A 24857-nucleotide genomic window follows, 5' to 3' on the forward strand; every position below is an offset into this window, starting at 1 on the left:
TCCTATGAATTTTCTTGTGAATCTCATAGGAGGATTAGCCGCTTATTCTCTTAAGCCACGAAAACCACAGATAAAAATAAACAAACTGGAACAGATGAAGCCTCAGCTTATCCATAACTGACGTTAAATAACAAAATTAGATGGTTGGCACTTATTCTTATGGTAAAGCGATTATCTGCAAAAATGCAGCTTAGCGAAAAAGTGCAATCATTTTATTTGGATTAATAGCGTTTGGTACTTCCGAATAGGCATTATAACCTGGCGATTAAAGTATTTATAACTAATACTTAAATTTTTACCTTAAAAAGGTTAAACTATCTACCATTTTTTAGGTTAGGAAGAGTAGTTTTGGAACATAAAACTCCGCAACACATTGCCATTGTAATGGATGGAAATGGCCGTTGGGCTGAAAGTCGAGGTTTGCCCCGTATCGAAGGTCATAAAGCTGGTGTTGAATCAGTAAAAAAAATGATCCGTAGTTGCATGACCAAAAAAATTGCCTGTTTGAGTTTATTTGCCTTTAGCTCTGAAAATTGGTCACGACCGGCTGAGGAAGTTAATTTTTTAATGGGCCTGTTTATCGAATCTTTGCGTAAAGAACTTGCAGAACTTAATCACCATGGAATAAGAATACGTTTTACAGGAGATCGTAACTTATTATCGCTTGATTTGCAAAAACAGATGCACGAGGCAGAGAATTTAACCGCAACTAATACCCAATTAATTTTAAATGTAGTGATGAATTATGGTGGAAAATGGGATTTAGTGATGGCCGCAAAAAAAATAACTACGGCGGTGATCAATGGCAGTATAACATTGGAGGCGATTAATGAAACCAGTTTTACCCATTACTTGGATACCGATGGATTATCCGATCCTGATTTATTTATCCGTACAAGTGGCGAATTAAGAATCAGTAACTTTTTTCTCTGGCAGCTTGCTTATACTGAACTTTATTTTACTGAGGTACACTGGCCAGATTTTGGTGAAGAAGAGCTGGAATTAGCTTTGGCTTCATTTAGTAAAAGAAAAAGAAGGTATGGGAACGTTTCAAATGCAGTACTTAAATAGAAGGGCAACACCATGTTTTTACCCCGTTTGATTACCAGCCTAATTTTAGTGCCTTTAGTCTTGTTGCTTATTTTCTATGGTTATCCTTGGCTTCTGGCTGGAATTATTTTATTTATTTATTTAGGTACTGGTAGAGAATGTTTTCAGTTAATTCCTTTAAAAAAAACCGGTACCCAAATCGGTTTTCTTGTTCTCTTATTTTTATGTTTATGGCTGTGTGGTTATTTATTTTCCTACTGGCTGGATGTTGGATTAGTTCTGTGGGTCTTTAATATTATCGCCATTCTTACGTTCCCAAGCTCACAACAATGGTGGGGCAAGCCTTTAGTTATTGCAGGAGTTTTTTGTATACTTTTGCCTTTATTTATTCAAAGTTTAATCAATTTATATTATTTGCCACAGGGCAAGTTTTTACTTGTATATCTGCTTTTTTTAATTTGGGCGTCGGATATTGGTGCTTATTTAAGTGGTAAACTTATGGGTAAACATAAACTTATTCCACAAGTTAGCCCCGGAAAGTCTTGGGAGGGTGTTTTAGGGGGCATAATTCTGGCGATGATTATTGCTAATGTTGGCGGTATTTATTTTGCATCGATTGCTAAGATGCACTGGTTCATTTTAGCGTTATGTACTGTAATTATTTCAATTTTTGGGGATTTATTCATTAGTATTTTAAAACGACGGTGTCATTTGAAAGATACAGGAGCAATTATTCCTGGCCATGGTGGTTTGTTAGACCGTCTGGATAGTTTGATTGCTGCTGTACCCTTATTTTATTTTGGATTAACTGTGGGATAGCACTATGTTTTCAACTTTACTGTATTTTTTATTGGCCTTATTATTACTGGTCACGATACATGAATATGGTCATTTCCAAGTGGCGCGATGGTGTGGTGTAAAAGTATTGCGCTTTTCTTTTGGTTTTGGAAAAGTTTTAGCTCATTGGCGTGACAAAAGAGGAACGGAGTACGCCTGGTCTTTGTTTCCCTTTGGCGGTTACGTTAAAATGCTGGATGAGTCGGAGGGTAAAGTTCCTAAAAATGAGCGTCATTTAGCTTTTAATAATCAACCCGTTTGGAAACGAATCGCAATTGTGCTTGCTGGTCCCTTATTTAATTTTATTTTTGCTTATGTTGCCTTATGGTTAGTTCTTGTTATTGGTATGCCGTCTTTAGCACCCATGATTGCGTCGGTGCAACCAAACAGTATTGCTGCAAATGCAGGACTTACAGCACATGAAGAAATTATTTTATTGAATCATACTAAAATAAATAGCTGGCGTGATTTTCAATATGCAATGATGCCTCTTGTCGGCTCACAGAAAACAGTTCATTTAACGGTAAAATCATTGCTTGATAAACGAGAACATGAGATTTCCCTGCCTTTAATTGATTGGCATTTGGAGGGTAAAAAACCTGATTTACTTCAAAGCCTGGGTATAGAACCTTTTATTCCCTCTATACCGCCAATAGTGGGCGAAGTAGTCCCAGAATCCCCAGCTGCAAAAGCAGGGTTGCAAAATAGGGATAAATTATTAAGTGTGGATGGCAAGGCTTTTGACGACTGGTTGTTTATAGTAGATTATGTGCGAGCACGACCTGATACTGCAGTAACGATGAGAATTAATCGAGATGGCAGAGTTCAACATCTTATTGTGCAGACCGGTCATCAAAAAAATAAAGGTAAAGTAGAAGGATTTTTAGGAGTACGCTCGCAGAAAGTTAAATGGCCTGATAATTGGTTACGTATGGAACGAGAGCAGCCCCTAGATGCCTTAGGTACGGCCTTTAAGCAAACCTTACAGCTTACTAAGACTACATTTACTTTAATGGGACGATTAGTTACTGGAAAATTGGGTTTAAATAGTATTAGTGGTCCTGTTGGCATTGCACAAGGTGCTGGAGATTCTGGACGAGGTGGTTTGGCTTCTTATTTATTTTTTCTGGCATTAGTAAGTATTAGCTTGGGCGCATTAAATCTATTACCAGTGCCTATGCTGGATGGTGGACATTTATTATATTACGTGTTGGAAATTATCAGACGTAAGCCTGTATCAAATAGTTTAAAATCAGCAGGAACATATGTCGGTTTGTTATTATTGGTGGCATTAATGTTTATTGCACTAACTAATGATATATCCAGGTTAGCTGATTAAATCTGAGAAAAGTTAGAGAATAGAAACTTGACAGTGGTTTCTACTTCCTATAAAAAGTGTTTCAATTATTGGCGCGTCTGAATCATTTTTAATTCGAATCGCGCAGTACTTCTTCATGGACATAAATGTAGATTTAATGTGTAAAGGATAATTTGTGATTATGTGAAGTAAAACTGGACGTATAATAATAATGAAAAGAATTGGTGGTAAGTTATTAATAGGAGTTTGTTGTTCCACGCTGTTAGGCTGGTCTTCTCAAACAATGGCAGATGATGGTTTTGTTGTGCGCGGCATTGAAGTTACTGGTTTGCAACGAGTTTCTACTGGAACGGTATTAAATTATATTCCCGTACAAGTTGGTGAAGAAGTAAATTCCAGCTCTACTAGCGAAATTATTCGCACTCTTTATGATACTGGTTTTTTTCAGTCAGTTTCTTTAGAACGTCAAGGGAACATTCTGATTGTTAATGTGGTTGAACGAGCAACTATAGGTTCAATAAATATCATTGGAAATAAAGAAATTCCCAGCGATAAAATGAAAGAATTTCTTAAAGAAATGGGGTTAGTAAAAGGACGTGTGTTCCAAAAATCTACTTTGGAGCGTCTGGAAAAAGAATTAAAAAAAGCATATACCGCCAGAGGAAAATATAACTCACGCATTGAAACTCGCGTTTCTTCGCTTACTGATAATCGTGTGGCAATTAATATTACGGTTTCTGAAGGTCGTGTGTCGCGAATTAAAAAAATCAAAATTATTGGTAACCATGATTTTAAAGACAGTGAACTTATACCCCAGCTTACATTATCTCATTCAAATCTGTTTACTTATTTCACTAAAAAAGACCAGTATTCAAAACCAGGTATGGATGCTTCTTTAGAGGCTTTACGTTCTTACTATCTGGATAGAGGCTATTTGAAATTTAAAATTGTATCCTCCCAAGTGCTGTTGTCTCCTGATCGTAAAGACGTATACGTTAACATTCATGTTGATGAGGGTCCTCAATATCATTTTTCAGGTTATAAAATTGTTGGGAATACGGTTGTTCCTAAAAAACGAATGGATTCTTTGATTCAAGTGCATAAAGGCGCGGTTTTCTCGCGTAAAAAAGTAACCGAGTCCATTTCTGCTATGGGTTTAGCTCTAGGAGATGAAGGTTATGGTTTCCCGGCAATCAATGCTGAACCTCAATTGGATGAAAAAGATAAAACAGTATTTATTACTTTTATTGTGGAACCTGGACGTCATGTGTACGTTCGCCGCATTAAATTCCATGGGAATACAAAAACCAGTGATTATGTTTTACGAAGCGTAATTCGTCAGGATGAAGGAGGGCTGTTGTCCTTACATAATATTAAGGAATCGGAACGACAATTGCGTTTATTAGGTTATTTAAAAAATGTGGATGTAAAAACTACTCCCGTACCAGGGGCTAATAATCAAGTCGATCTCGATGTGCAAGTAGAAGAAGCACCTTCAGCTGAAGCAAGTGCCTCAATTGGTTATGGTACTAACGGTTATCAAGTGAATGCTTCAATTAATCAACGTAATTTTATGGGTACAGGCCGTTCTATGGGTGCTGCATTCACTTCAAGTAAGTGGGGACAGGATTACACAGTAAATTACTATAACCCTTTTTACACTGATACAGGTATAGGAAGGGGAATTAACCTTTATTTTGCGCGAGTGGACCCCAGGAATCTTAACGTAAGTACCTACAATTCTAACCGCTTCGGTGGTGATGTGAACTATAATTTTCCACTGGGTGAGGCAAGTAGCTTTCAATTGGGTTATGGTTACCAGGATGTAGAAATTAAAACCGCAGGTTATGTAATTCCTATTCGGAATTTCATAACAGAATATGGCAGACATTTTCAGGAAATCCGTTTATCTTCAGGGTGGGCTAGAAACAGTTATGATCAATTTCCTTACCCCGCGCATGGAATGAATCAACAGCTTACAGGGGTTGTTGCCTTACCAGTAGGTTCTCATTCGTTATCCTATTATAAGGGTTCTTATCAAGCACGTTTGTATCATCCTATCGTTAGGGGATGGCTATTTTCTTTACAAGGATTTGCTGGATATGGAAACATGTTTAATAACAAAGGATTACCCTTTTATGAGAACTATTATGCTGGGGGCATAGCACAGCCTGGTCAAGTACGTGGTTATGATAGTTTCTCCTTAGGTCCATTGGATAATCTGCACAATTCTATGGGGGGTAACCTTCTTTTGAGCGCAAGTGCGGGCATCATCCTACCTTATCCTTTTAGCCGCGATAATGTACGAACGACACTATTTGCTGATGCGGGTAATGTGTTTGCTTATAACACACTCCCAATTTTTACTGGTTTTGATGCAGGTCCACTACGTTATTCAGCGGGTGTCTCTGTTGAATGGCGTTCTCCTTTTGGTCCATTGGCGTTTAGCGTAGCTAAGGCACTGAATCCACAACGATTTGATCAGCAACAGATATTTCAGTTTGCTCTATCTTCTGGATTTTAATGGGAGGACAATAGGTTGGCTTTATCACCGTCCTGTTGATTATTACTTCCGATCCATTAGGGTTGAGGAGTTGCCTTAGCCGCGTCTAGAAGTTTTGGTACGAGCTTCAAATCTTGCGCCAAATCTTTAAGACATCGCTTTCGCTTCTTCTCAGTTTAAACGGATCGAGGTAGAGACTGGATCATATGGATTTTATCCATAACGAACACTAACTTAATCGTAGTGCTTCGCAGCCCTTTGACTCCAAAATTCAAATTGTATGCAAAGAATATTGTTGAAATCTCCCTTTGAGCATATCGCAACCTATTTCGAATTGTGCTAGCATCGTATCTTTAATTTAGGAGATTGTTATGAAGCGATTTGCCAGCATTTTGACTCTAGTTTTTAGTTTTTTTTCAATTAATGCATTTGCTGATGCTGTCAAGATTGGTGTAGTTGATTTACAGAAAATTATGCAGACATCCAGTCAAATGAAAGATATTCAACAAAAGTTGGAAAATGAGTTCAAGCCACGTCGTGATAAGTTAATACAGATGGAGTCAAGTTTGAAAGCGGATATGGAAAAATTCAAACGTGATGGCTCGGTGATGAGTGCCAACCAAAAGAAAGATTTAGAAAAGAAAATTATTAATGCACAACAACAATTTGAGCGAGATGGACAACAATATCAACAGGAACTAAGCACTGCAAACAATGAAGCAATGGAGGGATTGTATTCTAAAGTTCGTGTGGCAATCGCAAAAGTTGCAAAAGACGATAAATACGATTTAATTGTGCAAAAAGATGCGGCACCTTTTAATGCTGAAACGTTAGAAATAACTGACAAAGTGATTAAAACCATCAATTAATTTAGCGGACCAAACATAGCGTTCCTTATGTTCTAAGCGAACGCTTACTCAGAATCTTAACAATTAGCAGAACTTGAAGATGGCGTGATGTAAGAATGACAAACACGCCATTTTTCTTTTTTTAATGGGCACTATTTTCAGGCTCAAGTATTCATTAAGACGCTGATATTTTTTGAGAAAAAACACGTGCTGTTAAATAAGCTGCGAATAGTTATATTTATAATTGATTTGGATGGATTAAAACAGGATAATAATCCTCTTTTATGAAACGGATAATTAAACGGGGAATTACGTATGAGTGAATCTATAGTGGATATAAGACAAATTTTTGATTTGTTGCCCCACCGTTACCCAATGATCCTAGTTGATAGGGTATTAGATTATAAAGCTTATGATTATTTAACCGCAATAAAAAATGTCACTATTAATGAGAATTTTTTTACAGGTCATTTTCCGGAAAATCCAGTCATGCCTGGTGTATTAATGTTGGAAGCATTGGCTCAGGCCAGTGGTCTTTTAGCTGGATTATCTCATACACATGCAGATAATGTAATCCATTTTTTTGCAGGGATTGATAATGTAAAATTTAAGCACATAGTAACCCCTGGGGATCAATTGCGCTTAGAAGTAAAATTTTTAGGAAAAAAAAGAGACTTCTGGCGTATGCATGGCGATGCTTTTGTTGGTGATAAACTGGCTTGTTCTGCGGATTTATTAAGTGCAGCTAAGGAAATTGAAAAGTGATAGACGATCGAGCAATAATTCACCCAACTGCTAAATTAGCAAAAGGTGTAATAGTAAGTCCTGGGGCAGTTATTGGGGCGAATGTTGAAATTGGTGAAAGTACTTGGATCGGTCCTTATGCGGTGATTGAAGGCCCTACAACTATTGGTAAAAATAATAAAATTTTTCAATTTGCTTCTGTGGGCGACGAACCACAAGACATTACTTATAAGGGTGAGCCGACACGATTGGAAATAGGCGATAATAATATCATTAGAGAATATTGTATGATTAGCCGTGGCACCATTAAAGGTGGTGGTGTGACGCGTATAGGCAATAATAATTTTCTAATGGCGTATGCCCACATTGGCCACGACTGCATGTTAGGTAATAACATTATTATGATTAATTATGGAGCATTGTCAGGTCATGTAACTGTTCACGATTATGCTATTATTGGTGGTTATGCTGCTGTGCATCAATTTTGTCATGTGGGAGCCTATGCGTTTATTGCTAGAGCAACTTATGCGGCAAAAGACGTTCTTCCTTACATTATGGTTGCAGGGTATAACTCTTCAGTATATGGCATTAATTCAGTGGGGTTGCGCCGACGGGGTTTTTCTTCAGAAACAATCAATTCGTTACGTCGTGCTTATAAAATTATTTTCCGTAAAGGATTAACCGTACAACAAGCTGTAGCGGAACTGGAACTAATGCAGATTGAATGTCCCGAAATAATGCCCATGATTGATGCATTAAATAAATCCGCACGCGGCATCGTAAGATAAGCACGGAATAGGTGATACAAATAAAACTTAATTATTTATTAGAGTGATAGCCTATGTTAGATAACCAATTATTGCGAGAAAATCCTGAAGTTATTGCTTCTCAATTGTTGACGCGTGGTTTTAAATTTGATGTTACTGCATATACCGCTTTGGAAGCACAGCGTAAAGCCTTGCAAGGTGCAACTCAAGCATTACAAAATGAGCGCAATACACGTTCTAAAGCAATAGGTGAAGCTAAATTATGCGGCGAAGACATTGAGCCGATGCGCGAAGAAGTAAATCGCCTTAGTGCTGAGCTGGAACAAAAAAAACGTGAACTGGAAGATTTATTACAGCAAATTGACACACTTGTTTTGCGATTGCCTAATATTCCTCATGAATCGGTTCCTATTGGAAAGGACGAGAAAGATAATCAAGAACTAAGACGTTGGGGAACAGTTCCTACTTTCGATTTTCCAACTCGATCTCATGATGAACTCGGTGAAGCTTTAGGACAAATGGATTTCGCATTAGCAGCAAAGTTGACTGGTAGTCGTTTTGTAGTGATGAAAAATCAACTAGCAAGAGTGCATCGTGCGTTAATTCAATTCATGCTGGATATTCATACTCAGCAGCATGGATATCAGGAAATTTATGTTCCTTATATTGTTAATTCAGACAGTTTGCTTGGTACTGGCCAACTTCCTAAATTCGAAGATGATTTATTTAAATTAAGTGGAGATCAAGGTTACTATTTGACATCTACAGCAGAAATTCCAGTAACTAACACCATTAGGGATAGTATTTTGTCTGCGGATGATTTACCTATACGATATGTTTGCCATTCACCGTGTTTTCGTAGTGAGGCAGGTTCTTATGGTAAAGATACTAAAGGGATGATTAGACAACATCAATTTGAAAAAGTCGAATTAGTTTGGATTACAAAACCGGAAGACTCTTATGCTGCACTCGAGCAATTAGTGCATCATGCAGAAATAATTTTACAACGTCTGGAGTTACCTTACCGCGTTGTTGCTCTGTGTACTGGGGATTTGGGTGCTGGATCTGCCAAGACCTATGATTTAGAAGTTTGGTTACCCAGTCAAAATGCCTATAGAGAAATTTCATCATGCTCTAATATGGAAGCATTTCAAGCTCGTCGGATGAAAGCGCGTTACCGACAGGAAAAAAATCGTGAAATAGAATTGGTTCATACTTTGAATGGCTCAGGATTAGCTGTGGGACGAACGTTAGTAGCTTTGATGGAAAATTATCAGGATAAAGAAGGAAACATTCATATTCCTCATGCATTAAGACCTTATTTAGGCGGAATGGACTATATTCCAGCTGCAAATTAATTTTAGAGTTAATCTAATTTTATATAATATCGGATTAAAAATTCTTACTTTGGTGCTGCTATTGATATAATTTGATCATAATTTTAACTATGTAGCCTTAATGGTTTCTGCTACAATTATTGTAATAAAAAATTTTCTGAAGATCTAATATGTGGGAACAAATTAAAAGGTTATTTTCTTCCATAAAAAATTGGTTAATAGCTTCTTTGTAGTGCAAATTGAGCTAATTGTCTAAGTGCCTCTTTATATTTTGATTCAGGAAGTACCATTAAACAGGATAAAGCAGAATCAATCTCTTGGGCAGCAATCTTTTTCGTGTATTCTATTGCTTTTGTTTCTTCTAAAGCGATTAGAATTTCAGGTAAAAATTCAAGACTGCCTTTTTTCAGGCTTTCTATAATGTATTGCTTTTGGAACTCTGAACCACAATGTAAAGCATGGATTAAAGGTAAAGTTGCCTTCCCATCTGCTAGATCATCACCAATGTTTTTGCCCATTGTTTTGGCATCAGAACAATAATCCAATGCATCATCAATGAGCTGAAAGGCATTTCCTAAATGTAAACCATAGGCATAAAGACTGTCCTGAATCTCTTTCGATGCATTGCTAAGCATAGGACCAATGCAGGCCGCTGCAGCAAATAACAACGCTGTTTTGGCACGAATTACATCGAAGTACTCAGTAAAGGTTAGCGCAGGATTATGACGATTAGACAGTTGTTTTACTTCGCCACAGCTAATTTCCAGAGCAGTATTAGAAAAAAGTTTAGTTATCTCAGCATTACCAGAATCTAACATTAATTCAATTGATTGGGTAAAAAGATAATCACCAACGAGAATACTGGCCTTGCTTCCCCAAATATTATTAGCCGTTTTATGACCTCTCCTTAAGGTGGATTCATCAACCACATCATCGTGTAATAAAGTTGCTGTATGAAAAAATTCGACCATACCAGCTAAGGCAATGTGATTTTTGCCTTCATAACCGCAAGCATTGCTGGTTAACAGAACTAATAAGGGACGTAAACGCTTGCCACCACTTTCGATTACATGGTGAGACATATCATCAATCAAACTGATTTGAGATTCAATTTTATTAACAATTAAAGCATTAACCGCGTTAAAATCATCAATTACTGTCGCGCGAATACTCTCAATCGTCATTGTTTTTCCTTTACCCTTCAATCAGCAAATCCTAAGGTTGTCCATGTTAATTGTCAAGTAAACATAACTGAAATAGAAGTAAATACGGGAAAAGAGCATGATCTTGCCAAGCTCTTTCTATTAGGAACTTATTTACACATTAAAACGAAAATGCATCACATCGCCATCACAAACAATGTATTCTTTACCTTCCAAACGTAATTTTCCAGCTTCTTTTGCTCCTTGCTCACCTTTATAAGCAATAAAGGCATCATAAGCAATCACTTCCGCACGGATAAAGCCCTTTTCAAAATCAGTATGGATGACTCCTGCAGCTTGTGGTGCAGTTGCACCTTTATTAATAGTCCAGGCACGCACTTCTTTTACTCCAGCAGTAAAATAGGTTTGCAAGCCTAAAAGTTCATAACCAGCACGAATTACTTTATGTAAACCCGGTTCGCTTAACCCTAAATCAGCCATGAACTCTTTACAATCTTCATCATCCAATTCTGCTAATTCAGATTCAGTCGCTGCACACAAGGTGACAATACTTGCTACTTCTCGCTTTGCCAATTCTTGGACCTTATCCAACAGGGGATTGTTTTCATAGCCATCATCATCAACATTAGCCACATAAAGAACAGGTTTGGCTGTAAGTAAGAAGAGGCGACGTGATACCAGGTTTTCTTCAGTACTTAATGCAAGAGTGCGGACCGGATGCCCTTCATCCAAATGAGCCTTTATTTTTTCTAAAGCTTTTATTTCAGCGATCGCTTCTTTATTACCGCTACGGCTGTTTTTTCCAGCTTTGAGCATGGCTTTTTCAACGGTTTCCATATCTGCTAAAGCCAACTCAGTATTGATTACTTCAATGTCACTCAAAGGATCAACGCGACCTTCTACATGAATCACGTCCGTATTATCAAAGCAACGCACTACATGAGCAATGGCATCCGTTTCACGTATGTTCGCCAAAAATTGGTTGCCTAAGCCTTCACCGTCTGACGCTCCTTTAACAATTCCTGCAATATCGACAAATTGCATGGTGGCTGGAAGAATTTGTTGTGGTTTGACAATTTCACTTAAGGCATCAAGTCGATGATCGGGAACAGTGACAACACCAACATTAGGTTCAATGGTACAAAAAGGGTAATTCGCTGCTTCAATACCCGCTTTAGTCAGCGCATTAAACAAAGTTGATTTACCGACATTGGGTAAGCCTACGATTCCACATTTAAATCCCATGAATAGTACCTCTTTTAAACGTTTAATTGATTCATTGCTCTGGCAAGGTCACCAGAGAATATTAAGGGCATAACCGCTATACCTCTATCGATTGCATCATCAATTTGTTGTCTGTCATGTACAGATGGCCTACTCAGTACGTATTGATGTACTAGGTCTTTATGACCAGGATGACCTATTCCAACTCGTAAACGATGAAAGTGTGGGCTCCCTAACTGGGCTAATATGTCTCTTAATCCGTTATGCCCTCCATGACCGCCACCAGTTTTTAACCTTATGCATCCCGTTGGTAAATCTAATTCATCATGAACAACCAATATTTCTTCAGGTTCAATCCGGTAAAATTGACTGATGAGACGAGTAGGTTGACCGCTGTGATTCATAAAGGTTAATGGTAGAACCAATTTGCCTGTATGATTATTTAATTCCAGTTCCGCAAGTTCAGCTTGCATTTTTTTTTCTAATTTAAATGAAGAGCTGTGTCGTTGCGCTAAGGCTGCAGTGAACCATCCGCCCGCATTATGTCGAGTATGTTCATAAGCTGAACCGGGATTACGTAATCCAATGATAAGTTTTATTGCCATGATCATTGCTCTTTCCTGAGCCACCTTCGCCACATGTCTAGGGCGAAGGGGATAATAAGGAAGAAAGTTATTTAGAAGAACTTATTCTTCACTTTTTTCTTCATCGTTCTCCGTTTCAGAATGTTCACTAGGCACAGCTGATGCTGGAACTTCTGTAGATGCTTCCTCTTCTTCCTTATCAGCTGTAACAGCTCTAGGCATATGAATGCTCACCACGGGAGAATCATGACTACCATCTTCTACATTTACAGTCAGATGTACACCTTTTGGTAATTTCAGATCTGATAAGTGAACTACATCATTCAGTTCAATTTCTGCCATATCTACTTCAATAAACTGAGGCAGATCTTTTGCTTGACAACGAATTTCAATTTGAGTCATAGCGTGATTAATTATACCACCTGCTTTAATACCAGCGGCTTGTTGTTCGTTGATAAAGTGAAGAGGAACCAATTTAACCAGTATATCTTTCTTAGAAACACGTTGTAAGTCCATATGCATTATCAATGGCTTGTAAGGATGACGTTGTAATGCTTTTAAAATAACGTGTTCAACTTTTCCGTCAACAGTAATATCAAAAACACTGGAATAAATCTTTTCAGTTTCTAAAGCCTTGCTTACTTTGTTGTGTTGAAAATGAATAGGTATTGGTTTTTTTTCTCCGCCATAAATTATTGCGGGTACTTTATTTTCAAGACGACGTAGGCGGCGGCTCGCACCTTTCCCCATATCTGTTCGTGATTCTGCTTCTAAAAGTATGTCTGACATTATATAATGCTCCAAAAATATTATTTATTTGTAACTGCCTGCTCCGTATAAAGAAGCTGGCATTTTCCCTTACTTAATCCGCGACCAGGTTAAATACCGAATTTAATTTGTTTGAAAATTCGGAAAGGGTGGCGAAGTATACAATATTTTAAAATGAACATAAATAGAGATTGCACTTGAAGTCAGTGTTATAATTGCATAGAATATGCAACTTTGTTGAATTTGTGATAGCCAATCAGGCGAATTGGAGAAAAATTATGTATGCGGTAATCAAAACTGGCGGTAAGCAATACACCGTGAAGGAAGGCGATGTACTTAAGATCGAATTGCTGCCGGAAGATATCGGCAACGAAATCAAGTTTGAAGAAGTGTTAATGTTCGCTGATGGTGATGAGGTTGTTTGCGGTACACCATTTGTTGCTAAAGCACTGGTAAAAGCGCAAGTACTTGATCATGGTCGTCACAAAAAAGTTAAAATTATTAAGTTTCGTCGTCGTAAGCATCATATGAAACAAATGGGACACAGACAATATTATTCGCAAGTTAAAATTACTGCGATAAGCAAGTAAGAGGGGATAGCAATGGCTCATAAGAAAGCAGGCGGTAGTACTCGTAACGGTCGCGATTCGAATCCTAAGTATCTTGGTGTGAAGCGTTATGGTGGCCAGTTTGTTAATGCAGGTGAAATTCTTGTAAGACAACGAGGTACTCGTTTTCACGCAGGACCAGGGGTAGGCGTTGGTCGTGATCATACTTTATTTGCCTTGGTTGAAGGCTTGGTACAATTTGTTGTTAAAGGCGCAAAGAATCGTAAGTATGTAACTATAGTTGCAGAGCAGCAAGAAGAAGCCGTTAATTAAGTAGGTTCATGAGTAACTTCTCAAGTAGTTAGAGCAAACGTAAGTACTTTGATGTTGTTTGAGAGGTTACGGTCCAAGCGGTTTTCATCGCTTTTCCTTTATGTCTCTTACAGTGTTTTTTTTTGCTATCCCCGGACACACTGCCATTATTAAGTTAAGAACTAAGTCGTTGTCTTTATGAATAGATTTACGCCTGCGCATCTGGTTATTTTCTGATCCGTTTGGACTGAGTCACTCTCTTTTTTTGCTTGCAAGGATCGTGGAAGAAAAATGATGGTGGCCCAGGACAGCGGTTTTTTTATATTGAGGTAAGTCATGAGATTTGTCGATGAAGCAATAATTAAGGTTGATGCTGGTAACGGCGGGAATGGTTGCTTGAGCTTTAGACGCGAAAAATTTATCCCTCGTGGCGGCCCAGATGGTGGTGACGGAGGAGATGGCGGTAGTGTTTACTTTGAAGCCAGTAGTGATCTTAATACCCTCATTGATTTCCGTTATATGCGTCATTATAAAGCCGGTAATGGCCAACAGGGTATGGGGGGCAATTGTACGGGAAAAAAAGGTGACGATCTCATTCTCAAAGTACCTGTTGGTACGCTGGTTTATGATATAGATAGTGGTGAATTACTTGCTGATATCAGTCAAGTAGGTGTTCCTGCATTGATTGCACAGGGTGGTTTTCATGGTTTGGGAAATACACGTTATAAGAGCAGTGTGAATCGCTCCCCAAGACAAACAAGTCCAGGAAGCCCTGGTGAATCAAGACATTTACGTTTAGAACTGCGCGTTTTAGCTGATGTGGGTTTATTAGGTCTTCCTAATGCAGGAAAATCTACTTTAATTCGAGCGGTTTCAAGTTCCAAGGCTAAAGTAGCCGATTACCCATTTACCACATTGCATCCTGGTTTAGGTGTAGTAAGTGTATCTTCTCATAAGAGCTTTGTAATGGCTGATATTCCAGGTCTTATTGAAGGAGCTTCTACTGGAGCTGGTTTAGGTCATCGTTTTTTAAAACATCTTTCGCGTACGTGTATCTTACTGCACGTGATTGATGTGCTACCTTTGGACGGTAGTGATCCTGTGGCTTCAGCCACCGCGATTATTAAAGAGTTGCATGAATACAATCCTGATCTTTTACAAAAACCACGCTGGTTGGTATTAAATAAAATTGACATGATTCCTAATCAAGCCGAACGAGAAGAACGCATTCAAGCTATAGTGGATGGCCTAAATTGGAGCGATAAAGTATTTGCAATTTCTGCAATCAGCAGTCAGGGAACACAACAACTGTGTTACTCATTGATGCAACTTATTGATGAGATGAAAGAGTCTGAAGCTTAACCATTCTGTAGCATATTCTAGTACAGCAGGACTCCGGTAAGGAATCGTGTGGGTTTCAGTACCTGATTGTTGCTCATTACTGTAATAGATGGTTAATTGCGTTGTATTAAAGCAGGGTTTTTGTTGCCAATAGTCTTCTAGGCCAGTGAGGTGGCAATAAAGTTTATTGTTCTTCAAGCCATTAAAATTTAATAAATGATACAGTTTGGGTTGAGTAAGAACTGTTTGCAATAATCCTCCTGTCACCTCATCAATAATGGTGATTGGTGTAGTAAGTTCGAGAAGGTATTCACGTAATACATCAGAAGCTTTTTTATCAATGGGACTGATGATGTGTGGGATTACTATAGGATCAATAATGCTTTTTACCTTGTCCACTACTTCTTTTTGGCAACGCACTTTAAATTCAATATAAGGTGATTCCCAACGATAACCTGTTTGGCAATCTACATCCTTTAGTGCTTCTTCCAATATTTGTGCTATTTCGCTTTCGGGCAAACCAAAAATGCGCCATTTTACTATTTGTTTTTGGCTGTGTGAGGTTTCTTGTAGCATAGGAAAAGCATAGTGATTAAACATAGGAAGACATTCACGCGGAGGGCCGGGTAATAAAACAAAAATTTTATCGTTCCAGTGGTAGTAACAACCCATAGCACTGCCTTTAGGATTAGGAAACAGTTTGGCTTGCACAGGAAATAGACATTGTTGCAAATTTCCCTGATTAAGTACTATTTTTCCCGGTTGTAATCGATTTTTTATATGCTTTAGGGCTTCCCTACGTTGTACCAAAGAAGTATCTGTAAATTTGGCTAAGGCAAAACGGGTAAGATCATCGGTTGTAGGTCCAAGTCCCCCAATGATGATAATAATGTCATGTGTTTCTGCTAAAAAATGCAGACAGTTTATGATATTTACTTCCTTATCGCTGCAAGAGAGCTGGAGACCTAAAGATAATCCTTCAGAGCTAAGAGCATGAGCAATGTAATGGCCATTAGTATTAAGTGTATCACCATGAACAATTTCATCGCCGGTTGCTAATATAGCTACAGTCATTGTTTATTCCTTGATAATTAATTGCTTCCTGATTTTATAGAGTCTGTTGACATTTCGCTAGCTTAAGAGAAAATGGACTGAGTTTTAGGTACCAAAGTTTATTGACAATTGGAGTGAAGGAGGAAATATGGGTTTTTCAAGTGGTTATGTTGCACATGTTCCCGACACTCACGGTTATGTTAATTATGCGGCAGAAGAACATAAAGTTTGGCGTATTTTGTTTAAACGACAAATGAAATTAATTCCTGGCAGGGCCTGCGATGAATTTATAACAGGATTGAATTTGTTAGGAATTACATCCCAAAACATACCCCAACTTCCAGATTTGAGCCGCTGCCTTAGTGCGGTAACAGGTTGGCAGGTAACGCCTGTCGCGGCATTAATTTCTGCACGAGAATTTTTTGAGTTATTAGCAAAAAAACAGTTTCCAGTAGCCACCTTTATTCGATTAGAAGAAGAGTTAGATTATGTGAAGGAACCTGATATCTTCCATGAAATTTTTGGTCATTGTCCCATGCTCACAGATCCCATATATGCTCAGTTTGTGCATGATTATGCTTGCAAAGTGTTGAGTTTTCCGGAGACAGATTGGCCGTTATTGCAAAGAATGTTTTGGTATACTGTTGAATTTGGATTAATTAGAACAATCCAAGGATTACGCGCTTATGGGGGTGGTATACTTTCTTCCATTAGTGAAACCCAATACAGTGTAGAAAGTGATATTCCTTTAAGAGTAATTTTTGATCCTATTGTTGTATTTCGAATGCCTTATCGTATTGACAGGTTACAGCCTATTTATTTTGTTATTGATAATTATCAAGTGTTGTATGATTTTGTTTTATCTAATATTAAAACACTATTAGCCCGCACCCGGGATTTAGGCGAATTTCCTCCTCTTTTTGAGGTGGATCCAGGAAACCCTAATATTCATATTAGGGCTTGTTAATTTCACGTCGGATCTTTGGATGCTGCAGGCACTGCAGCATTGTTAAGACACCTATTTTGGAGAGGAAGCTATTAATTCATAAAAGATTTTGAGAAAGGCTCTTTCAACGCTGGATGTTTTTCATTTTCGATTTCTTTTTTAACACTTTGAAAGAATACCTGTCCAGAAGATTTGCAGAATTTTGGAGTTTTATCAGATAGTACTGAATAGGCAAGAATTATTAAGCCCGGAACAATACCTGTCACTAGTATACTTAAGGCGAGCATTGTATAACGCATCCAAGCTGGATTCCGGTGAGTCTGGATGATTTGCTCTATATCATTTAATTTTTTGTAAAAATGTGAAACCTTTTCACTGGGGTTGCTTCTTGAATTTAATATATTATGCAGCTCACTCACCTCATTAAATTTTTGTTTCAAAATCTGAATAGATGAATCTTCTGACCATTTATCGATTATATTTACATTCATATCAAGATTAGAAAAATCACTTACATCTAGAGCAGGAGCCACTAATCTTTTTATCTCTTGAGCTAAATGTATTAAATAATTTTTAGTTAATGGAGTTAGTTTATTGATAATGATTTGAAAATTAACCTCTTTATCATTAATAGTTGCATTTTGCTTTTGGTTTGTAGAAATTAACTCCTGAATTAGTTGTTCTTGTTCATTTTTTTCAGCAGTTAATTTTTCAATAGTTAGGCTCAAGGGATTAACCATCCCCATTCCTATAGCAAGTCCTTCAATTTGGTTATAAAGAGCAACATGCTCACTTCCAAACGCAGCTTTAACGATCTCTAAAGATATTTTATGGTTAAAAATATACTGAGCTGTTAAATGAATAATTTGAGCTTGATTTCCTTCAAGTTCATTTTCCCATTGCGCGCAATCAAACGTGTTATCGAATTCAATAAAATTAGGTAGAACTTTTTTAAAATTACTCAATTCATTAAAAGATAAAATTACTTCTTGAATTACATGGGAGAGATTTTTATCGATTGCCTCACCTAGTACCAAACAAGCCCACTCACGGCTTTCAACTGCTAACTCGCTATAAACCTCAAGTTCTCTTAAAACCTTTAATTCATGTTCTAACTCTTGATAAAACAGTAGATTTTCTTCTTGAAATGTTTGTGCTTTGATAAGCAATCCATTTAATTGTTCTAGCAATGCAACCTCAGTAAAATTATCATTTAATTTTTTTTCTTCTAATCGCTCAATAATTGTCCTAATTTTATTTTCAAATTCAGTAAAAAATTGTTTTTCTTTTAGCACACTCTGATATTGCTCTTTTAAACACTTAAGCTTCATAGTTAGCGTAAATTTTAAGTCCGATTTTAATTTATCAAAAATTTTCTGTGCTAGTTCATTTTTTGGGTCTTCTTGAGTTAAATTGGCAAATTCAGTAAATGTATTATGAACTTCCTTATATATCGCTTTTAGCTCATCGGTGTCTTGAAGTTTGTTTTGTAAATAAAACTGTCTTACTTTTTCAATGAGCGTACTTAATGTATCCAAGAGAATGTCAAAATTCTCTTTTTTTGCTAATACCGAAGCAAATTGATCCTCTATTATAGAGTCAGTAAGTTTCTCTAAATGCCCTGTTTTATTTATTTCTTGCAATCTTGTCGTGTGCTTACAAATTCTTACCAAACGCGCAACCGCTGTTTTAATAGTTTCACTTAGAGAGACGTCATCTGTAATCCCTAATTCATTATTCAAATGCATACGAGCATGCTCATAATTAAGAAAATGATTACCAGGAACTGGAGGAATAATTGTCTCTAAAAAAGTGTCATTGTGAGCTTTATAGTGAACAATACGCTGATCAGTGACGTTCCATATCAACCGACTAATTGCTTGTTCTTGGCCCAATACAGCATAGGAAGTTGTATTATAATGGCAATATGCCTCTCTATTTTCAACAATCTTATTATATAAATTAAAATATAAGTTCTTAAATAGAATTTTTTCATTCTTTGTGGGATCGTTAAATAATGCACTTATTAAATGAGTAAAAGGATCTGACTCAGGTATTTTTGGCGTGATTTTCACGCCATTACATGTTAGAAAATCAACCAATCTAACTACAACCAACTCTTGAACATGTTCTGTTGATTTAGTCGAGGAATTTACTCTTCTTTGTTGATCTAAAAGATTTCCAGAGCCGGTTCCATGATGCCCAGGTAAACTCTGCAGCTTAAATTTAGTTTCTTGAGAAACACATTTCGGTACAATTGGTTTAAAGCATCGAGTGCGTTCATTTTCATAAATAAATTGTTCATATTCTTTAACAATTTTTGGTAGTTCATAAAAACGAGAATCTCTCCACGGTAGCGTTGAAACATAAGTCGCTCCTATGTAACTTCCTCCGGGAACAGGATCAATGTTAAACATAGATAATTTTACATTGTTAATATGTTTGCTTATCTCGTCCCAATTTAAACTTTCAATTGCACTTTTATGAAATCCACTCATAACGTCTTTAGTGTGTTTACATACACTATTCAAAATTTCGGGGGTAAATTTAGTTGAATTTTCTAATAGTAATTTTTGGATCCGTTCCAGCTCATGAGCCACCAATATTGCCTGGACTGCTCCGCGGCTATGAGCAATGACACTAATATTTATTTCGCCACGACTTACTGCTTCTAAAATTGCAGTCACACCACGTACAATTCTATCGCCAATTTCTAAACCCCAAGTAGTTGGACCGTCAATAACTGCTACATCTTCATTTCTAAAGCGAATAACATCATCCACAGGCATTGTTATCTTTTTATTGATTAAAGTAGATATGTAGCTTAAAGTTTCACATTTATCGAATGCATTAATAACATAATTCGGAGAAAATTGGGTATCTGTACCTAATAAAGTGAGTGTAAAAGCCATTGTAAATCCAGAATTAGTGTTAAAATTTTAATTATAAATTACGAACATTAAGCAAATATTAAGCAGTTATTATATATAATAAACAATGTTAATATTTTTTTTATCAAATTAAGACAATGCAATTTTTTCAGAATAAAATAAAAAGTGATGTGACAATTATGCGCTTGATAAGAAAGTACATAGGACCTAAAAATTAAAAAGTTTACCAATGTTCAATTTTTAAAGATTTTATTTTGTTAGCAATGCTTAAAACAACGAAGACAACTTTCATTATAGAAACTTTTAAGTGCTAAATAATTCTATTGTAATGCATACCTAGTCTTGCTAACATCAACGGTTAAGCGTTGTTCATTGGCTTAGAGGTCAAGGAGCATTATTTGATTAAAGTACTAATTGTTGATGACCATGCATTGGTTAGAATGGGGATTCGACGATTACTTGAAGATTTGTCGGATGTTGATGTAGTTGCTGACGCGGAAAGCGGTGAGCAAGCTTTGGCATTGGTTAAATTACATGCTCCCGATGTGGTTCTTCTTGACATGAAAATGCCAGGTATTGATGGCTGGGAAGTGACTCGCCGTCTCAAAAAATCAAATCCTCATGTTAAAGTCATCGCCGTTACTGCGATGAGTTCTGATGTATTACCTACTCGTGTTTTGCAATTGGGCGCTATGGGTTACCTGACAAAAGAGTCAGGAGCTGGAGAAATGGCTGCTGCCATACGCAAAGTTGCAAAAGGGGAGCGATATCTGAGCGCTGAGATCGCGCAAAAAGTAGCGATTAATAGTTTGGTAGAAGTTCAAGGATCACCTTTTAACATTTTATCTGAACGTGAAATGCAAGTGATGCTCATGATTACCAGTGGAATGAATGTTCAAGATATTTGTGATCGACTTTTTCTAAGCTCAAAGACAATTAACGGTTACCGTTATCGTACTTTTGAAAAGTTGGGAATTAAAAATGATGTGGAACTTACTTATTTAGCGTTAAAACATGGAATTATTGAACCCCCCATTGATTTAGCAACTAATGATTGAAGCTCCAAATCCTTCCGCAGAATTGCTGCAGTTTCTTAGCAAATTACCGAATGCCCCTGGTATTTATCGTATGCTGGATGCGCAAGGAACTGTCCTGTATGTAGGTAAAGCTTCTCATCTTAAAAAACGGGTTGCCAGTTATTTTAATAAGCAAAATACAGGAATTAAAACACGTTCACTGGTAAGTCAAATTGCTTCCATTGAAATTTCTGTAACACGTAGCGAAACAGAAGCTTTATTGTTGGAAAGTAATCTGATTAAAGCATTAAGACCCAAATATAATGTACTTTTGCGCGATGATAAATCCTATCCTTACATCCATCTTTCCAATCATCCCAATTTTCCGCGTATAGAAAGTTATCGTTCGAAAAAAAAGCCGCTCTCTGGAAATTTTTTTGGTCCATATCCTAGTGTTACCGTGGTAAAGGAAACAATTGTTACCATTCAAAAAGTATTTAAAATTCGTAATTGTAGTGACAGTTTTTTTAATGCTCGGTCGCGACCTTGTTTACAGTATGAAATTAAACGGTGTACGGCACCTTGTGTAAACTATATTACTCCAGAAGATTATAAACAATCTGTGCATGACGCGATGCGATTTTTACAAGGTAAAAGCCAATTAATACTCGATGAATTGGCTAAACGCATGGATGCAGCAGTTCAGAATTTGAATTTTGAAGAGGCGGCAGTACTTCGCGATCAAGTTAAGAGTTTGCGCTTAGTACAAGAACAACAAGGTGTAATGCAATTAAGTGGTGATGCAGATGCCATTGCTATCGAGGTAAGCCCAGGCTTTGCCTGCATACAATGTGTGACCATACGTGAAGGACAAGTACTGTCAAGCCAGAGTTTTTTTCCTTCCGTGCCCCTGCAAGGATTAGAAGACGATCTAAGTCTGGATAATTTATGGCAACAAACCTTTGATGCCTTCGTTAGTTTTTATTATTTGAATATGCCAGAGCGAATTCCACCTTTAATTATTACTCATCACGTTTTGGCTAATCCTCAATCGTTGCAAGAGGTATTAACCCAGGAGCGTGGTAAATCCTGCAAAATTCAGACTAGACCTCGTGGCACTAAGTCACGCTGGATGGATTTTGCACTAAATAACCTTCGTGTTGCGATTGCAGAGTATGTGACAAAACATTCGACTGTGCGTTCTCGCTTCCAAGAGTTAGAGCAATTTTTAGCGTTTGAAAAGCCTATTGAACGCATGGAATGTTTTGATATCAGTCACACTCAAGGAGAGGCTACCATTGCCTCGTGTGTGGTTTTCGATAGAGAAGGACCAATTACAAGTGAATATCGTCGTTTTAACATTCAAGGTATTACACCTGGGGATGATTATGCAGCCATGGAGCAAGCCATTACGCGCCGCTTTAAACGCTTGGTAGAGGCTCAATCTTTCCCTGATATTTTGATTATTGATGGTGGCAAAGGGCAGGTGGCAGTTGCTCAACGAGTTCTTGATTTCTTAAATGTTACGGGAGTAATTCTCCTCGGAATTGCCAAAGGACCGGGTCGCAAAGCGGGATGGGAAAAGTTAATTTTAGTACGGGAAGCACGTGAGTTCATTTTGCCAGATGATTCTAAGGCCTTACATCTTTTGCAGCATATTCGTGATGAGGCTCATCGTTTTGCCATTACAGCCCATCGTAAGAAAAGACAAAAAAAGCGTTTGCAATCTACTTTGGAAGATATTGAAGGAGTTGGTGCCAAGCGTCGACAAGCTTTACTGCGTCGTTTTGGTGGTTTACGTGAGTTAGTAAAAGCTCCTTTAGAAGAAATTGCCAAAGTACAGGGTATTAGTGAGCATCTAGCCAAACGTATCTTTCAACATTTTCGTAATACTCAGTAGTGTTCAAAAGAAGTTTATTGCCTTAAACGGTACTATCTACCAAAATGCCTATCATAAATTTGGGCATTAACGCCATTTAGACATTAATGCCCTGTACAATTTTATATTACTTCGCAGTAGCTGCTTTTATCAAACTTACTTCACTAGACCAATAGGCTGATGCGGGTAAATTTAAATAAGGGTTAGGAGTAGTCAACGAAGTCACATAAACATATCCCACATTTCGTTGCTGAGAGAGGGAAATTGCACTTGCTAAAGAACTTTGCGGTGTATTATAAACAATGTGCCAAAATTTTGAAGCGGGATAAGTTGATTCCCAACCAGTTGCTTTCCATTTTGAATAATTACTATAGACATCTTCAAACTCAATTAAAATATCTGAAGCATTTGCATAGCAGGAAGGGGTGTTAGTGCCATAATTGACAATCGTAATACTCGCACCACCTTTTGCTTTAACATAAGAATTTAAAGTCTCGTAGTAGGATAGCATTGTACAATCATTAGAATATCCTTCATCAAAAAAGATACCATCAACATTATACCAGTTATAGTAATCATCAATTTGAGCAGTTACCTTGCTTGAGGCGATTGTACCATAATTTGTGTCAACATATCCTAAAACCTTAGCGCCCAAAGATTGAGTTGTTTTTGTCTGAGTTACATAACTTTGCTGTAATGCGGAACCAGGGCCACTATTGGGATTAATAACGGCGATACCTACCGTAGGAATTGAACTATTAAGTGTTGACCAATTACAACCACTTGTTGTACACGGCTCAAAATAAGCGGGTACAGCAATGTTTTGAGCGCTGCTAGGTGGTGGCGGTGTGGTGCAGTTGGGGTCTGCTGAAAACGTGAGAACCGCGGCTGGTTCATCAATCACAGTACCGCTACTACTTTCTATTTCATATACATAAGAAAATGCCCCAGCGCAATCAATAGAACCCATTACATCTCTACCAACTGTCCAAGAAACTGCATTAGCACTCGTCTGAGTAAACGTCACTGCTCCTACTTGCTTCCAAGTTGTATTTTCATATTTATACAAAGTTGAATCTAGTAATAAGTAATTAGCGCCAATACCTCCTATACTATAACCCGTAGAGGCATTTTGATCTGTGTCAATGTATACTCGATAATGAGCTTGTGCTGCTGAAACATCGTAAGAAAAAATAAAGTCAGTATTATTAGCAGTTGCCTGAGGATTAGTAATGACAGAACAATTACCCCCTACATTAATTTTATGATTAATAATTGCGGATGTATCACCTGAGCCCGAAGCATTCTGCGCATTATACACAATGTTAATAGGTTGATTGCAAGTTAGCGTACCCAGGGTTGACAAAGGGAGGCTCCAATTCAAGGTATTATTAGAATTAGTGAAGGGTGCTTTTGCTAAATAAGACCAACTCCAGCTTGAACCATTTGCTGTGCTCTTGGATAAGCCATTATTCTCAAGCATTAAATTAGCGCCAATACCCCCAATGCTGTAGCCTGTTGCTGGATTCATATCAGAATCGATAAAAACGTGGTAATAGGTGAAACTTTTACTTTCTGTATAACTGAAGTATAAATTATTAGCATCATTAGAAACTTGAGGATTAGAGATTGTTGCATGAATGTTAGTAGTCGCTAGACTACCAATTGCAGCCGCAGTAAGCGTTAAAGCAAAGCAATAGTGTTTCATTTAAGTCCTTTTTAAGTTAA

General features: G+C 37.4%; 21 protein-coding genes. 14 read left to right on the forward strand and 7 right to left on the reverse strand.

Annotated features, from left to right (window positions below; translation table 11 throughout):
• Positions 1-348 precede the first annotated feature (348 nt).
• The 8 genes from uppS (at position 349) to serS (ending at position 9425) form a co-directional block, all read left to right on the forward strand.
• On the forward strand, positions 349-1071 hold the full coding sequence (gene uppS, locus WA877_RS02390) for a polyprenyl diphosphate synthase (RefSeq protein ID WP_425169338.1): 723 nt from the start codon (positions 349-351) through the stop codon (positions 1069-1071).
• Between the two features lie 12 nt (positions 1072-1083).
• The gene (locus WA877_RS02395) at positions 1084-1869 is read left to right on the forward strand and encodes a phosphatidate cytidylyltransferase (RefSeq protein WP_425169339.1); all 786 of its coding nucleotides are present in this window, start codon (positions 1084-1086) and stop codon (positions 1867-1869) included.
• Positions 1870-1873: 4 nt separating this feature from the next.
• Entirely contained in the window at positions 1874-3226 is a 1353-nt protein-coding gene (gene rseP / locus WA877_RS02400; protein ID WP_425169340.1) for an RIP metalloprotease RseP, read from the forward strand.
• Between the two features lie 190 nt (positions 3227-3416).
• Complete coding sequence (gene bamA / locus WA877_RS02405; protein ID WP_425169341.1) at positions 3417-5729, forward strand: outer membrane protein assembly factor BamA; 2313 nt, start codon at positions 3417-3419, stop codon at positions 5727-5729.
• A 350-nt stretch (positions 5730-6079) separates the two neighbouring features.
• Entirely contained in the window at positions 6080-6577 is a 498-nt protein-coding gene (locus tag WA877_RS02410; protein ID WP_425169342.1) for an OmpH family outer membrane protein, read from the forward strand.
• A 294-nt stretch (positions 6578-6871) separates the two neighbouring features.
• Positions 6872-7321 (forward strand): 3-hydroxyacyl-ACP dehydratase FabZ, encoded by a 450-nt coding sequence (fabZ, locus tag WA877_RS02415; RefSeq protein WP_425169343.1) that lies wholly within the window; start codon positions 6872-6874, stop codon positions 7319-7321.
• A complete protein-coding gene (lpxA, locus tag WA877_RS02420; RefSeq protein ID WP_425169344.1) occupies positions 7318-8088 on the forward strand; it encodes an acyl-ACP--UDP-N-acetylglucosamine O-acyltransferase in 771 nt (256 codons plus the stop codon). Before fabZ ends, lpxA begins: the two co-directional genes overlap by 4 nt.
• A gap of 53 nt (positions 8089-8141) precedes the next feature.
• Positions 8142-9425, forward strand: coding sequence for a serine--tRNA ligase (gene serS, locus WA877_RS02425; RefSeq protein WP_425169345.1), 1284 nt, complete (start codon positions 8142-8144; stop codon positions 9423-9425).
• Positions 9426-9619: 194 nt separating this feature from the next.
• Here serS and WA877_RS02430 read toward each other — a convergent pair whose 3' ends face one another.
• The 4 genes from WA877_RS02430 to WA877_RS02445 all read right to left on the reverse strand — a co-directional run bounded on the left by WA877_RS02430 (position 9620) and on the right by WA877_RS02445 (position 13164).
• Positions 9620-10588, reverse strand: coding sequence for a polyprenyl synthetase family protein (locus WA877_RS02430; RefSeq protein WP_425169346.1), 969 nt, complete (start codon positions 10586-10588; stop codon positions 9620-9622).
• A 132-nt stretch (positions 10589-10720) separates the two neighbouring features.
• Entirely contained in the window at positions 10721-11812 is a 1092-nt protein-coding gene (ychF, locus tag WA877_RS02435; protein ID WP_425169347.1) for a redox-regulated ATPase YchF, read from the reverse strand.
• Positions 11813-11826: 14 nt separating this feature from the next.
• A complete protein-coding gene (gene pth, locus WA877_RS02440; protein WP_425169348.1) occupies positions 11827-12396 on the reverse strand; it encodes an aminoacyl-tRNA hydrolase in 570 nt (189 codons plus the stop codon).
• Between the two features lie 81 nt (positions 12397-12477).
• Positions 12478-13164 carry a 50S ribosomal protein L25/general stress protein Ctc gene (locus WA877_RS02445; RefSeq protein ID WP_425169349.1) on the reverse strand — a complete coding sequence of 229 codons (687 nt, stop codon included), beginning with the start codon at positions 13162-13164 and terminating at the stop codon, positions 12478-12480.
• A 257-nt stretch (positions 13165-13421) separates the two neighbouring features.
• On the opposite strand from WA877_RS02445, the gene rplU reads away from it, so the two are divergent.
• The 3 genes from rplU to cgtA all read left to right on the forward strand — a co-directional run bounded on the left by rplU (position 13422) and on the right by cgtA (position 15365).
• Positions 13422-13733 (forward strand): 50S ribosomal protein L21, encoded by a 312-nt coding sequence (rplU, locus tag WA877_RS02450; protein ID WP_425169350.1) that lies wholly within the window; start codon positions 13422-13424, stop codon positions 13731-13733.
• 12 nt (positions 13734-13745) lie between these two features.
• Positions 13746-14024, forward strand: a complete 279-nt coding sequence (gene rpmA, locus WA877_RS02455) for a 50S ribosomal protein L27 (RefSeq protein ID WP_425169351.1) — start codon at positions 13746-13748, stop codon at positions 14022-14024.
• 315 nt (positions 14025-14339) lie between these two features.
• A complete protein-coding gene (cgtA, locus tag WA877_RS02460; protein WP_425169352.1) occupies positions 14340-15365 on the forward strand; it encodes an Obg family GTPase CgtA in 1026 nt (341 codons plus the stop codon).
• On the opposite strand, the gene WA877_RS02465 is transcribed toward cgtA, so the two are convergent.
• The gene (locus tag WA877_RS02465) at positions 15321-16418 is read right to left on the reverse strand and encodes a competence/damage-inducible protein A (protein ID WP_425169353.1); all 1098 of its coding nucleotides are present in this window, start codon (positions 16416-16418) and stop codon (positions 15321-15323) included. The genes cgtA and WA877_RS02465 overlap by 45 nt on opposite strands.
• A 127-nt stretch (positions 16419-16545) precedes the next feature.
• Between WA877_RS02465 and phhA the strand changes: the two genes are divergently transcribed.
• Positions 16546-17364 (forward strand): phenylalanine 4-monooxygenase, encoded by an 819-nt coding sequence (gene phhA / locus WA877_RS02470; RefSeq protein WP_425169354.1) that lies wholly within the window; start codon positions 16546-16548, stop codon positions 17362-17364.
• Positions 17365-17435: 71 nt separating this feature from the next.
• Here the strand turns inward: phhA and WA877_RS02475 are convergent, their stop codons facing one another.
• Positions 17436-20255, reverse strand: a complete 2820-nt coding sequence (locus WA877_RS02475) for a hypothetical protein (protein ID WP_425169355.1) — start codon at positions 20253-20255, stop codon at positions 17436-17438.
• Between the two features lie 377 nt (positions 20256-20632).
• On the opposite strand from WA877_RS02475, the gene letA reads away from it, so the two are divergent.
• Together letA and uvrC are read left to right on the forward strand one after the other, a co-directional pair.
• Positions 20633-21292, forward strand: a complete 660-nt coding sequence (letA, locus tag WA877_RS02480; protein WP_425169356.1) for a two-component system response regulator LetA — start codon at positions 20633-20635, stop codon at positions 21290-21292.
• Positions 21285-23150, forward strand: coding sequence for an excinuclease ABC subunit UvrC (gene uvrC, locus WA877_RS02485; protein WP_425169357.1), 1866 nt, complete (start codon positions 21285-21287; stop codon positions 23148-23150). Before letA ends, uvrC begins: the two co-directional genes overlap by 8 nt.
• Positions 23151-23256: 106 nt before the next feature.
• On the opposite strand, the gene WA877_RS02490 is transcribed toward uvrC, so the two are convergent.
• The gene (locus tag WA877_RS02490) at positions 23257-24837 is read right to left on the reverse strand and encodes a spherulation-specific family 4 protein (RefSeq protein ID WP_425169358.1); all 1581 of its coding nucleotides are present in this window, start codon (positions 24835-24837) and stop codon (positions 23257-23259) included.
• Positions 24838-24857: the final 20 nt, after the last annotated feature.

It is taken from the genome of Legionella sp. (assembly GCF_049790535.1).
Classification (GTDB): Bacteria; Pseudomonadota; Gammaproteobacteria; order Legionellales; family Legionellaceae; genus Legionella.

Bases quoted from the DNA above. Each gene is read 5' to 3' on its own strand.
- rseP (WP_425169340.1), top strand. From the start codon at position 1,874: ATGTTTTCAACTTTACTGTATTTTTTATTGGCCTTATTATTACTGGTC.
- WA877_RS02445 (WP_425169349.1), bottom strand. From the start codon at position 13,164: ATGTCAGACATACTTTTAGAAGCAGAATCACGAACAGATATGGGGAAA.
- serS (WP_425169345.1), top strand. From the start codon at position 8,142: ATGTTAGATAACCAATTATTGCGAGAAAATCCTGAAGTTATTGCTTCT.
- pth (WP_425169348.1), bottom strand. From the start codon at position 12,396: ATGGCAATAAAACTTATCATTGGATTACGTAATCCCGGTTCAGCTTAT.
- ychF (WP_425169347.1), bottom strand. From the start codon at position 11,812: ATGGGATTTAAATGTGGAATCGTAGGCTTACCCAATGTCGGTAAATCA.
- WA877_RS02490 (WP_425169358.1), bottom strand. From the start codon at position 24,837: ATGAAACACTATTGCTTTGCTTTAACGCTTACTGCGGCTGCAATTGGT.
- rpmA (WP_425169351.1), top strand. From the start codon at position 13,746: ATGGCTCATAAGAAAGCAGGCGGTAGTACTCGTAACGGTCGCGATTCG.
- phhA (WP_425169354.1), top strand. From the start codon at position 16,546: ATGGGTTTTTCAAGTGGTTATGTTGCACATGTTCCCGACACTCACGGT.
- WA877_RS02465 (WP_425169353.1), bottom strand. From the start codon at position 16,418: ATGACTGTAGCTATATTAGCAACCGGCGATGAAATTGTTCATGGTGAT.
- rplU (WP_425169350.1), top strand. From the start codon at position 13,422: ATGTATGCGGTAATCAAAACTGGCGGTAAGCAATACACCGTGAAGGAA.
- uvrC (WP_425169357.1), top strand. From the start codon at position 21,285: ATGATTGAAGCTCCAAATCCTTCCGCAGAATTGCTGCAGTTTCTTAGC.
- WA877_RS02410 (WP_425169342.1), top strand. From the start codon at position 6,080: ATGAAGCGATTTGCCAGCATTTTGACTCTAGTTTTTAGTTTTTTTTCA.
- fabZ (WP_425169343.1), top strand. From the start codon at position 6,872: ATGAGTGAATCTATAGTGGATATAAGACAAATTTTTGATTTGTTGCCC.
- bamA (WP_425169341.1), top strand. From the start codon at position 3,417: ATGAAAAGAATTGGTGGTAAGTTATTAATAGGAGTTTGTTGTTCCACG.
- cgtA (WP_425169352.1), top strand. From the start codon at position 14,340: ATGAGATTTGTCGATGAAGCAATAATTAAGGTTGATGCTGGTAACGGC.
- WA877_RS02475 (WP_425169355.1), bottom strand. From the start codon at position 20,255: ATGGCTTTTACACTCACTTTATTAGGTACAGATACCCAATTTTCTCCG.
- WA877_RS02395 (WP_425169339.1), top strand. From the start codon at position 1,084: ATGTTTTTACCCCGTTTGATTACCAGCCTAATTTTAGTGCCTTTAGTC.
- WA877_RS02430 (WP_425169346.1), bottom strand. From the start codon at position 10,588: ATGACGATTGAGAGTATTCGCGCGACAGTAATTGATGATTTTAACGCG.